At 60.2% G+C, this 11,074-nt stretch carries 15 protein-coding genes and 1 pseudogene; 11 read left to right on the plus strand and 5 right to left on the minus strand.

All coding sequences use genetic code 11. The features are described 5' to 3' along the window. Nucleotides 1-25: 25 nt before the first annotated feature. Both C9413_RS19480 and C9413_RS19485 read right to left on the minus strand, forming a co-directional pair. Nucleotides 26-1,060 (minus strand): ChuX/HutX family heme-like substrate-binding protein, encoded by a 1,035-nt coding sequence (locus C9413_RS19480; RefSeq protein ID WP_170250786.1) that lies wholly within the window; start codon nucleotides 1,058-1,060, stop codon nucleotides 26-28. A 9-nt stretch (nucleotides 1,061-1,069) separates the two neighbouring features. Continuing rightward, nucleotides 1,070-1,249 carry a hemin uptake protein HemP gene (locus C9413_RS19485; RefSeq protein WP_039845633.1) on the minus strand — a complete coding sequence of 60 codons (180 nt, stop codon included), beginning with the start codon at nucleotides 1,247-1,249 and terminating at the stop codon, nucleotides 1,070-1,072. Between the two features lie 144 nt (nucleotides 1,250-1,393). On the opposite strand from C9413_RS19485, the gene C9413_RS19490 reads away from it, so the two are divergent. The 6 genes from C9413_RS19490 (at nucleotide 1,394) to C9413_RS19515 (ending at nucleotide 4,649) form a co-directional block, all read left to right on the plus strand. After that, entirely contained in the window at nucleotides 1,394-1,837 is a 444-nt protein-coding gene (locus C9413_RS19490; protein ID WP_039845632.1) for a hypothetical protein, read from the plus strand. Between the two features lie 62 nt (nucleotides 1,838-1,899). After that, nucleotides 1,900-3,177 (plus strand): energy transducer TonB, encoded by a 1,278-nt coding sequence (locus tag C9413_RS19495; protein ID WP_039845631.1) that lies wholly within the window; start codon nucleotides 1,900-1,902, stop codon nucleotides 3,175-3,177. 108 nt (nucleotides 3,178-3,285) lie between these two features. After that, nucleotides 3,286-3,699: a DUF2325 domain-containing protein gene (locus C9413_RS19500; RefSeq protein WP_039845630.1), complete on the plus strand. Its 414-nt coding sequence runs from the start codon at nucleotides 3,286-3,288 to the stop codon at nucleotides 3,697-3,699. Then, a complete protein-coding gene (locus C9413_RS19505; protein ID WP_039845629.1) occupies nucleotides 3,696-3,962 on the plus strand; it encodes a hypothetical protein in 267 nt (88 codons plus the stop codon). The genes C9413_RS19500 and C9413_RS19505 overlap by 4 nt, the downstream gene beginning before the upstream one ends. Before the next feature lie 10 nt (nucleotides 3,963-3,972). Continuing rightward, a complete protein-coding gene (locus tag C9413_RS19510; protein ID WP_039845628.1) occupies nucleotides 3,973-4,287 on the plus strand; it encodes an antibiotic biosynthesis monooxygenase in 315 nt (104 codons plus the stop codon). After that, entirely contained in the window at nucleotides 4,284-4,649 is a 366-nt protein-coding gene (locus tag C9413_RS19515; protein WP_039845627.1) for a VOC family protein, read from the plus strand. The genes C9413_RS19510 and C9413_RS19515 overlap by 4 nt, the downstream gene beginning before the upstream one ends. Before the next feature lie 2 nt (nucleotides 4,650-4,651). Here the strand turns inward: C9413_RS19515 and C9413_RS19520 are convergent. Together C9413_RS19520 and C9413_RS19525 are read right to left on the minus strand one after the other, a co-directional pair. Then, nucleotides 4,652-5,022, minus strand: a pseudogene (locus C9413_RS19520) (DUF423 domain-containing protein). Further along, nucleotides 5,019-5,420 (minus strand): group II truncated hemoglobin, encoded by a 402-nt coding sequence (locus tag C9413_RS19525; RefSeq protein ID WP_039845626.1) that lies wholly within the window; start codon nucleotides 5,418-5,420, stop codon nucleotides 5,019-5,021. Before C9413_RS19525 ends, C9413_RS19520 begins: the two are co-directional and overlap by 4 nt. Before the next feature lie 156 nt (nucleotides 5,421-5,576). Here C9413_RS19525 and C9413_RS19530 point away from each other — a divergent pair, with 156 nt between their 5' ends. From C9413_RS19530 to C9413_RS19540, 3 genes are all read left to right on the plus strand, one after another. Continuing rightward, a complete protein-coding gene (locus C9413_RS19530; protein WP_039845625.1) occupies nucleotides 5,577-6,140 on the plus strand; it encodes a TetR/AcrR family transcriptional regulator in 564 nt (187 codons plus the stop codon). 21 nt (nucleotides 6,141-6,161) lie between these two features. Next, complete coding sequence (locus C9413_RS19535; RefSeq protein ID WP_039845624.1) at nucleotides 6,162-6,503, plus strand: SMR family transporter; 342 nt, start codon at nucleotides 6,162-6,164, stop codon at nucleotides 6,501-6,503. A 186-nt stretch (nucleotides 6,504-6,689) separates the two neighbouring features. Beyond that, entirely contained in the window at nucleotides 6,690-7,733 is a 1,044-nt protein-coding gene (locus tag C9413_RS19540) for a Gfo/Idh/MocA family oxidoreductase (RefSeq protein WP_039845623.1), read from the plus strand. A gap of 55 nt (nucleotides 7,734-7,788) precedes the next feature. On the opposite strand, the gene C9413_RS19545 is transcribed toward C9413_RS19540, so the two are convergent. Then, nucleotides 7,789-8,979: a glycosyltransferase gene (locus C9413_RS19545; RefSeq protein WP_082046605.1), complete on the minus strand. Its 1,191-nt coding sequence runs from the start codon at nucleotides 8,977-8,979 to the stop codon at nucleotides 7,789-7,791. Between the two features lie 302 nt (nucleotides 8,980-9,281). On the opposite strand from C9413_RS19545, the gene C9413_RS19550 reads away from it, so the two are divergent. Together C9413_RS19550 and C9413_RS19555 are read left to right on the plus strand one after the other, a co-directional pair. Next, entirely contained in the window at nucleotides 9,282-10,622 is a 1,341-nt protein-coding gene (locus C9413_RS19550) for a polysaccharide biosynthesis/export family protein (protein WP_052451565.1), read from the plus strand. A gap of 32 nt (nucleotides 10,623-10,654) precedes the next feature. Then, nucleotides 10,655-11,074, plus strand: a 420-nt coding sequence (locus C9413_RS19555) for a Wzz/FepE/Etk N-terminal domain-containing protein (RefSeq protein WP_246703794.1), incomplete at its 3' end; no start/stop codon positions are given.

An 11,074-nucleotide genomic window follows, 5' to 3' on the forward strand; every position in this document is an offset into this window, starting at 1 on the left:
CGCCTCTTTATGCCGCCATGCGCGCTCACTCCTTCGGCCTGCTTTCGATGATCTCGCGCCACTCGGTACGCCCGTCCACCCCTTCCTTCCGCCTGCCGAAGAACTGGATGATCATTTCGCCCTTGGCGTCATCGGCTTCCAGCGAAGTGACATCGCCGTCCTTTGTGGGCTTGCGCACGGCCCAGGTCTCGGCGATGTGGTCCTGGCGGAGATGCAGGTGGAAGGTCGGATCCATGATGTTGATCCAGGGTCCCATCGCCTGAACGTTGAAGATCGGGCCGGAATGGATCTGCACGATGCCGTTGTTCGCGACAAAGCACATGATCGGCAGACCGGCTTTGACGGAGGCGTGCATCATTTCGGCCGTCGCCGTGTCTTCGAGCTTCCAGGCGTAATCGTCGCCGACCGTGCGCAGCGCGGCCTGGCGGCCGATTTTCAGGCGCTTCAGCATGCTGAAGAATTCATGTGTGTCCGTGAGCTTGCTCCAGTTGTCGCGCAGCTCGTCGCGGCCGACGTCGCCGCTCTCATCCTCTGAAGCGGAGATTTCGGCTTCGACGAATTCCTGCGACTGGTCGTCGAGCTTCAGATCAGCGACGATCGAGCGGTAGGCCTCGACGTTCGAATTTGGACGCAGATGCACCTTGTGGACCGCGTTGCCCGTCTTGTCGAAATACTGCAGGCTGAGGCGTTCCTCGTCGCCATTCTTCTTCGTGACGGCAAAGCCATGGGCCCAGCGGCTCGGGAAGATGCGAAGGTCGATGTTTTCGCCGAGCACGATTGCGCTCTGCATGCCCATTTTGATGTTTTCGAAGGCGCCGATCTTTTCGTGGACGGCACTTTCATTGCGCGACAGCGCCATGACTTCGCCGAGTTCGGCCACGCGCTCCAGAAGCTTCAGCGCGCTGGCATCGATGCGGGTCGCGGAAATGCCGACTTCGGCGGCGACGAGGGCTGCTTCGGAAATGTTCAGCCGCGCTGCGATATCGCGCTCGCGCATCTGCGGATTTTCGGCCCGGAACGCGCGAATCTCGGCCGGTGCCGGTCTGCTCTCATCAGTCATCTGCTACCCTTACTTATTGAGAATGAGTTTGCCCTGCCGGGTAATTTTCATGCGGTAGACCACGCCGTCATGCCGGATCATGATCTCGTTCGCGCCGCGGAAAATGTCCGCGCTTTCGATGGTGCGAATTTCGGCTGCCTCCCGCGGGAGAGGTGCATGCTTAAAGGTGTCTGGCTTCTCAACCATCATTTCGGTTGGCAATTTCCGCTGGAGCCGGGGGCTTGTTTTCCTCCGGCCTTGATACAATTATCTTGACTTTCATAGTCATCATTTTTTAAAGACGCAATAGAAGACTTATAGACTCAAGTTTTAGAAATTACATGGAGAAGAGGTATGGTGGCGGGCAGATTTGCGGCACTTGTGGCAGGCGGATTGATGGCGGCCGGAAGTCTTTGCCCCACTTATGCGCAGGATGCCCCCGCGGCCGCCCCCGTCAATGCCCTCGAAGTCGAGTTGAATGCCCTGGCGCCCTCGCAAAAGGGCTGCATGATGACCTTCGTGGCCCTCAACAAGCTTGCCGCACCCGTCAACAAGATCTCTTTCGAGCTTGCCTTCTTCAACGACAAAAACGCCGTCGACAAGATCACCGTGCTCGACTTCCGCGATCTGCCGCAGGGCAAGAAGCGGGTGCGGCAGTTCGACATGCCGAATGTCAAGTGCGAGGCCGTGACCCGCATTCTCATCAACGATACGCCGGTCTGCGACGGCCCGGCAGCGGGCGAATGCATGAAAGGTCTCATTACCCGTTCGCAGATTTCCGTTCCCTTCGAGGGGTGAGCAATTCGCGCCGGAGATGATCTCCGGCGGGCTTCAGTTTCAAACCGACCGGGGCAGGGCATATGGCACTTTCAGCAAAATCCAGGTCGCGACGCGATTTCATCGTGGAGCAGGATGCTGACGGTTTGAACGACAATATTCCGGGCATCCATCCCGGTCATGAAATGCCCGAGCTGCGCAATGCGCAGCGCCAGCCCGCCGCAGAAGCCGTGATCCACTATGCGCGCCTCTCGCTGATCGAATCTTTTCCGGAACATCCGCAGGCCCAAAAGACACCCGCGGCAGACGCGCCGCCGATGGACCATGGTGCCCTTGAAAAGCAGGCAAGCGAGGCGAAGCCGAGCAAGCGAAGCGTCGCCGCTGCCTGCCTGACGTCCTTCGCCTTTCACGCCATTGTCTTCACGGCCCTGGCAATCGGCTTCGTCGTGACGCCGCACGACCCGGAGGAGGAAGCAGGCGAGGCTGTGAGCGTCGTCATCCTTGGCGATTCAGAAGCCGACCAGGCCTCTGCGGGCGATCCGGATCTTGAGGTCGAGCCCCAGCCGGACCAAGTGGTTGCCGAAACGGTGCCCCCGGAACCTGTTCAGCCCACGGACCAGCCGACGGAGGTTCCACCGGAAACGGTGCAGCCGACCCAGGCGGAGGCCGTGCCGCCAACGCAGGAGGTCACGCGCGTCTCTCCCGAGACGGTGACGGCGGCAGAGCCTGAGGTGCTGACGTCGAATGTTCCTGCCGAGACCTCGGTCGTGCAGCCTGTGGCCACGGCGGCACCGGAGGAACTGAAGCCTGTCGAGCCGGTCGAGACCGCCGAAGCGCTGCCGGAGCCGGTGCGGCCGCAAGAGGCACCAACGCCGACAACCAAGCCGAGGGCTGAAAGACCGAAGCCGGTGGAAAAGAACCGGCCGCCGAAGAAGATGGAAAAAAAGCTTGCTGGCTCCCAAGGCGAGAACAAGCAGGATTCCAGGCGAGGGGCCAGCGATGGATACGAGACGGCAAATTCCGACCAGAACTCGCGCAGCGCCGGGAGCGCCGGCGGAGCCGGAAGCGCAGCCGTTGCCAACTATCCCGGCAAGGTGCAGTCGCGCATTCGCCGCGCAGTCAAGGTGCCTGCAGAATATAAACGAATGAGCGCTTCGATGAGTGTCCGCGTGCGCCTAACGATCGGCGGCGACGGTTCGCTGGCAGCTCTTTCCGTCGCGCGCAGCTCCGGAATCCCCGAGCTGGATCAGGCGGTTGTGGCCGGCGTGCGCCGTGCCTCGCCTTTCCCGCCGCTGCCTTCAGAGTGGGGAAAGCCGAGCTGGACCTTCACGCAGGACGTGCAGATCTCGGGCCGGCGCTAAATATGACAAGAAAAGTCAACTTTATACTTTACTCTAAAAATCAAGTTTAATAAGGTCCGTTCGCACATGTTAGAATCGTGTGACGATCAACGAGCGAACGGGTGATAAATGGCTCGGAAGGCGAAGAAGGGATCTAACCGGGAAATCCGCGTCAGCGCGGATGTGGCAGCGCAGACGGCGCAGCAATCTTCCGGCGGATCGAAACTGGATGGCCGCAGTTTCCTCTATGTCGGCGGCCGCGATTGCCAGGTGGCGCATCTTCGCCAGATCGCGAGCAGCTTCGGTGCCGAACTGATCCATCATGACGGCGGGCTGCGCGAGGCGGTCTCGCGGATCGATACGGTTCTTCCCTCCGTCGACTGCGTGTTCTGCCCGATCGACTGTATCAGCCACGATGCCTGCCTGCGGGTGAAGACGGGCTGCAAGAAGTTCGGCAAGGCGTTCATTCCGCTGCGCAATGGCAGCAAATCGAGCCTCGAGCGTGCGCTGCAGACCATGAACGAACGAGACAATTCCCGATGAAAGACCAGCGCCCTGACGGGTTCATGATGATCGGCCTGCATAAGCTCGCCGCGCAAAATGGCGACGGCCTCGTGCCCGAGCTCTACGATCTCTTGGTGAAACATGCCGAGCGCCAGCAGCTTTATGCGAACGTGACGGAGTTTCCCGTCTGGGAAGCGCGCATGCCGGGAGAAAAGACCGATGCAGCTCTTGGCCGCGAGGCGGCAAACGGCAATAATGTCGTTTTCTTCCCGCAGGCCCGCGTGGACGGCACGAAGGTGTGAGGAGCTCCCGATGTATATTGCGATGAACCGCTTCAAGGTCGCAACCGGCGCCGAGGCAGATTTCGAAAATGTCTGGCGCAACCGCGACTCCAGTCTGGCGCAGGTGCCCGGCTTCGTCGAGTTCCGTCTGCTGCGCGGCAAGACGGATGCGGAGGAGGGCTATACACTGTTCTCGTCGCACACGGTCTGGCAGAGCGAAGAGGATTTCCAGAACTGGACGAAATCCGAGAACTTCCGCGCGGCGCACCGCAATGCGGGTGACCATAAGATCATGTACAAGGGGCCGCCGGTATTCGAAGGTTTCAACGTCGTGGAAGGCATATGAGCGGCGATCCGGACCGTACCGAAGTTCTGCCGGTCCTGCCGTCGCTCGATATCGCCGCGACGCTTGCCTTTTATCGCGACGAACTCGGCTTTGCGCAGATCGTGCACCAAACGCCTGACTATCTGATCGTCAGGCGCGATGAGATGGAGCTGCATTTCTGGCGCACCGACGATGCCAGCCTGCCGGAGAAGACGTCGATCTACCTGCGTGGCGGGGGCATTGGGGCGCTCCATGCGGAATATCGCGCGAAGGGCGTCAGGCGTCTGACGGATATGCAAGTGCGGCCCTGGAACATGGAGGAATTCTACATCCATGATCCGCACGGCAACCTGCTGCGCTTCGGCCGGGTGCCGCAGCGCTAAGCTTATCGCTTGGTGTGCATCAAGCCGCCGGCTGCGATCGCCAGCCAGCCGAGCATCATCGCCCAGCCGCCAGTCGGTGCGGCAAAGGGAAAGAGCCCGATCCCCGCAAGGCGCAGCATCACGAGATCGCCGCAAAGAGCAGTGTGCCAACAATGATCAGAAAACCGGCCAGCCGGGCGGTTTGAATCTCCTTAATGCCAACTGCAAGACCTAATAGGGCAGGGGCATGTGCCAGGCACATCGCAGAGGCGGAGGCAGCGAGCGCGGCTTCACCACCACCGTGGGCCGCGAGGGCGGCAAGTGCCACGCCTGCCGTGCCGAAGAGACCGGCAAAGACGAAGAAAAGCGGTGCGGCACGCGTGTTCGAGATCATGGCTGATCTTGCTCCCTGTTCTGCATATGAAACGCCAGCCGTTCGATCGGCGGCCAGATGATCTCACGCAGCTTCTCGTTGGCGATCGTCTCGTCCATTGCGCGCCGGAAGCAGAACAGCCATTCGTCACGCTCGACCGGGCCGATCGCGGCGACGAAATGGCGGCTGCGAAGCCGTGGATGGCCGCGTTTGTCAGTATAGAGCGGCGGGCCGCCGAGGTAGCCGGTCAGATATTCGTAGAATTTCTCCTCGCTACCTTTAAGACTCGGCGGATGGACCGCGCGGACACGCCGTGCCTCCGGCAGCGTGTCCATTAGTTCGTAGAAACGCTGCGTCAGCGCCCGCACCGTGAGGTCGCCGCCGATCGCCCGATAAAGCGTGATAACCTCTTCCGTCAAAATCCAATCCCCCTGAAATGCACTCTTAATGCACTGCTGCTGCGCTATTCGCAACCGGTTGCGAGGCGCCGCGGCATTTCGCCCAGGGATGCCTGAGGCAGAGCGTGGCTGCAGATTCTGATTGACAAAACCGTCCAGACGGTATTTTTATGGAACATGTCAACCGCTCATCATCGCAAGAAACAGCCTGTTCTCGTGCGCCGGCAATTGCTGGATGTCGCCGCACGCCTTGCGACGGAGCAGGGCATGGCGTCGGTGACGCTTGATGCCGTCTCCGGCGCATCCGGCATCAGCAAGGGCGGTTTGCTGCACCATTTCCCGACCAAGAACGCGCTGCTGGATGCGTTGTTCGACAGTCTGCTCGAGCGCTTCGATCAGGAACTCGATGAACTGATGCGCGCCGATCCGGTACCGCAAGGGCGCTTCACGCGCGCCTATCTTTTCGTTTGCGCCGACATCAGCAAAAGGACGGATGACTCCCGTCACTGGACGCAGGTGACGATTGCAATGCTGGCTGAGCCGCGACTGCGCCAGCGTTGGCGGGAATGGGTGCGGGAGCGGGCGGATGAATACGTCGGCACCGATTCGTCGATCGACGCTCAGATCGTGCGCTTTGCTGCGGACGGTCTCTGGCTTGCCGACGCGACGGAAAGCAACCTGATCAGTCCTGCCGAACGCAGCGCGCTGGTTGCCCGACTTACCGAACTCACAGCGCGCTAATTATTTTCGAAGGACAGAACCATGAGCCCGGCTGCCGTCTACGCGCTGCTTTTTGCCGCAATCATCCTGGAAGTGATCGGCACGACCGCCCTGCAGCTCTCGCAGCAGCTCACGCGTTTCTGGCCGAGCGTACTTCTCGTCGTCTGTTACACGGCTGCCTTCTACGTCCTGTCGCTCACTTTGAAGGTGATCCCGGTCGGCATTGCCTATGCGATCTGGAGCGCTTTGGGAATAGTGCTGATTTCGGTCGTGGGGTTTGTCTATTTTAAGCAGCGCCTCGATCTTCCCGCGGTGATCGGGCTCGGGTTGATCATTACCGGCGTTCTGGTCGTCAACCTCTTTTCGAAATCCATTTCTCATTGATTTTTCTCGGTTTTCTCCGTTAGTTGCCGCGCTTTGCAAGTGCAGCGCCAAGCGGTTTGCGTGCCGCCTGCGTTGACGAGCATCGCGGATGCCCCAAATGAGCCGGTAGGAAGGCACTGGAGCCGATTGAAGAGCGCGGCACGAAACTATACCGGACGGCCAGCCGCTCACTGCTGAGGAGTATCCATGCGACTACTCGTTCTTGGTACGGGCGTGATGGCGAAGAACCAGTTGCGCCATTTCGCGCATATGGATGGTGTCGAGGTCGTCGGCGCGGTCGATACCGATCGCGATCGCCTGAAGCTCTTCGCCGATGAATTCGGCATCGAAAAACGTTTCCTGACGTTGGACGATGCCATAGCCTGGGGTGATTTCGACGCCGCGACAAACGTCACGCCGGACCGCATCCATCACCCGACGACCATGGCGCTGATTGCTGCCGGCAAGCATGTGCTCTGCGAGAAGCCGCTGGCGGAAAACTATCCGAAGGCTCTGGAGATGACGGAAGCAGCTGAAACGGCAGGCGTCGTCAACATGGTGAACCTCACCTACCGCAACGTCGCGCCGCTGCAGCGCGCCCGCGAGATGGTGCTCGCCGGCGAGCTCGGCACCATCAAGCATGTGGAAGCATCCTATTTGCAGAGCTGGCTCGTGTCGCGCGCCTGGGGCGACTGGCGCACGGAATCGACTTGGCTCTGGCGTCTTTCGACCGGCCACGGGTCGACCGGTGTGCTCGGCGACGTCGGCATCCACATCCTCGATTTTGCCGCTTATGGTGCAGCGACCGATATCGATCACGTCTTTGCCCGGCTGAAGACCTTCAATAAGGTACCGGGCGGCCAGATCGGCGAATATCTTCTGGATGCGAACGACAGCTTCACGATGTCGCTCGATTTCGCCAACGGCGCGCTCGGCGTGGTGCATGCCAGCCGCTGGGCCACGGGCCACTTGAACGAGCTGAAGCTTCGCATCTACGGCGAGAGGGGAAGTCTTGAGGTCAGCCATCGCCCTTCAGGCTCGGATTTGCGCGGCTGCCTCGGCGAGAATGTCGAGAGTGCGACCTGGAGGGAGATCGAGGCCGCTCCAGTTTCGACTAACTACCAACGCTTTGCCGATGCGGTGATGAGCGGCCTGCAGCCAGACCCCAACTTCCGCCACGCCGCCAACCTGCAGAAGGTGATCGATCTTGCCATGATCACCGAGCGCGAACGGCGCGAACTGAAGGTGTGATTTCGGCGTGAAGCACGAAAAAAGCGCTGCGCGCCCTGCCAGCGCGGACGCTCCGTCAGTGGACGATATCCGTTCCAGGCGGGGGGACGGGGAAAACGCTGTCCAGAGGAAACCGGCGGGTCTCCGCATGGGAGGTCGCAGCAAGCGCGCTCGTTTTTCTCGCCCGAAGTTCCTCCTGGATGATCGAGTCCATGCCGAACCTGAAATTCCTGGTGCTGAACCGCGCTGCGTGCGTGCGAATGGTTTCTGGATCGAAATCCTCGGCGTGTTCTTCGAACGACCGCACTGCGTCGACGATGGCTTCAACGTTCTGCTCATAAAAGAGAAGGCCGGTTTCTCCCGGCACGACCGTTTCAAGTGCTCCGCCACTGCCGAAAGCGATGACCGGCCGGCCGCTCGCCATGGCTTCCACCGGGACAAGGCCGAAATCCTCCTCTCCGGGGAAGATCAAGGCTCGGCATCGGGCCAATTTTTCCTTCAGAACCGGAAAGGGCACCCGCCCCAGGAATTTCACGGTCGGCCCCGCGATCGACTTCAGCATGGCAAGCTCTTTGCCTTCGCCGATGACGACGAGGTTGCGTCCCATCTTGGAAAAGGCCCTCACGGCGAGATCGACCCTTTTGTAGGAGACGAGCTGCCCGGCGCAAAGATAAAAGTCCTCGATGGTATCCGACGGCGCGTAGTCCTCGACTGCTACCGGCGGATAGACGACCGTGGCGGAGCGTCCGTAATACTTGCCGATGCGCGCTTTCACATGGTGCGAATTCGCGACGAAACGGTCGACGCGCATGCTGGTGCTGACATCCCAGGACCGCAAAAGCGGGGCGATCACCGGAAGCATCATTCTGGAAGCGAGGCCGGCATGCGAACGATAGACGTGATAGTGGTCCCAGATATAGCGCATCGGCGAATGGCAGTAGCAGACATGTGTCGAATGCGGCGGAGCAATAATGCCTTTGGCGGGGCCGGATTCGCTTGAGATGATCAGGTCGTATCCGCTGAGATCGAGGCTTTCGAGCGCGAAGGGCATCAGTGGAAGCAGCGACTGATAATGCCTGACGGCACCCGGCAGGCGCTGCAGAAACGACGTCTTGACGACATGCCCCCTTATTTTCTCCGAGACACGGCTTTCATCGTAAACGAGGGTGAAGATGTCGGCGTCTGGGAACATGTCGCAGAGGGCCTCGACGACCTTCTCGCCGCCGCGCATCGAAACCAGCCAGTAATGAACAATCGCGACACGCATGATGTCTCCTTCGCCAACCAGTCGGACCATCATCGTTGAAGCGGGGGACATTCCACAGAGCCTAGATTGGCCTGCAACGGCCCTAAAACGGTGTAGAGCCACGGCCGAAAGACCTATGTGGAGCGGACACTTGGCCGGAGATACCGCAACTGGAGGAAGCGGCCGGTGGTTTTCTACTCCGTCTTCCTCAGATTGGACTAAAGCAGGCTGCGTCGCGGTGGATTTACTCGAATTGCATTAGGCGCATCATCGGAATTCGGCGGTTTGCCCGCTGGAGAATCACGAGGAGAACAAGTCGCGCCATGCCCATTGCTGCCGTACGCAATTCAAGAACCGCATTGCCCGGCGCCCGTCGTGTCCTCCGCTTCATCATGGCGGCAGGGCTCATTGGCACCGCTTTCACCGGACAAGCCGTCAATGCAGCAGACGACAGCTACCGCATCAGATCGCAGACGAGGATGAAGGTCTCGGTCGTGGAATGGGTGTCTTCAACGGGCGAGTACAAGGAATGGACCGCTCTCAACGGCGAATTTGCCGTGTCTCAGCGCGGCGATATCTCGATGCCGATGGTCGGCGAGATTGCCGTTCTCGGCAAGACGACGGAAGAAACGGCACTCCTGATCGGTGAGAGGATCAAGAAACTGACGGGGCTTGCGACCGCTCCCATCGCCTCGGTTGAGATCGCCAAATATCCGATGGTCTATGTCACCGGTGCGGTCGAGCGGCCGAACGAGTTCGAATTCCGGCCAGGACTGACCGTCAAACAAGCGCTTGCCATGGCTGGCGGACGGGAACGCCGCGCCGACCGCTCCGGCGAATATGCCGACGCCGAGCAGATTCGTTACGCCGGGGAGTTCAGCCGCCTCGAGCTTCAGGCAAAACAGCTCATGGCCCGCCGCGCCAGGCTGATTGCCGAGCTGAACGACAAGCCTTCCGTGGATTTTCCTCCGGAACTGACCGGGGCCCCCGAAGGTTCAGTCGTGGGCCAGATACTGAAGAGCGAAAGCGCTCTCTTCACGGCAAGAGCCGACGCCTTGCGGCACCAGCTGGAATCCGCAGCAGATCTCATGAAGCTCTTGCGAAGCGAGATCACTGTGCTTGACGAGAAGATGGTGGCGCAGGAAAGGCAAGTGCAGATCGCCCAGGATGAGCTTGTCGACATCGCAAAACTCGTAGACACCAAGATCCTGACCACCTCCCGCAAGACATCCCTCGAACGCATCGTCGCCGATATGCAGAGCGACAAGCTCGATCTGGTCGTCGCGTCCATGCAGGCCAAGCAGAAGCTGAACGAGACCGAACGCGAAGCACTGAACCTGAAGGGTCAGCGCAAGACAGAGGTGGGCCAGGAACTGCAGGTAACAGAAGCGGAGTTGGAAGACGTGCGGTTGAAGCGCACAACGACGGTTCAGCTGCTGCAGGCCGCAGGCGCATCCGTCGCACGCTACGAAAGCCTCCAGGCCGTCGACGTGCAACCGCTTGAATATTGGCTGACCCGCGGCGGTGACTCGGGCGCTGCTGCTCCGGTTCCGGATAGTGCCGAGCTTGAGCCGGGGGATGTGCTGGACGTTCGCTACAATGTCTCCAAAAACCTGGACGGCTCGATGCTTTCGTCCGCCAATCCTCCTCCGCAGGTGCAGTAAATCACATGAATTCGAGGATCGGGCAAAACAATATGGTTGTTCACGACATCGGCAAGCTTGTCCCCGGCGATCAGTTCGGCAAGAAACAATCAGCTGACACGGAAAATATATCATTCGGCGACATATGGCGCTTTCTGCGGCGCCACACTTTGATACTTGCCGTCTTCACGGCGATAGGCGCTGCCGCAGGCGGTGCTTATGTCGCCACCCAGCCGCCGCTCTTCTTCGCGGCTGCCCGCCTCGTCATGGATCCCGAGCAGGGCCGGATCGCATCCCAGGATGCTTTCACTGGAACGATCATCATCGAGGCGGCTGAAATCGCCAGTCAGGTGGCGATCATCCAGGCGGAGCCGATCGCGAAAGCGGTCATCAACAAACTTAATCTCGCCGAGGAGCCGGAATTCCAGGACACTGCGGCGTGTCGGTCAATCGCCAAGGACTGCCTGCAGACA

Source organism: Rhizobium sp. SEMIA 4085 (assembly GCF_013004495.1).
Lineage (GTDB): Bacteria > Pseudomonadota > Alphaproteobacteria > Rhizobiales > Rhizobiaceae > Rhizobium > Rhizobium gallicum.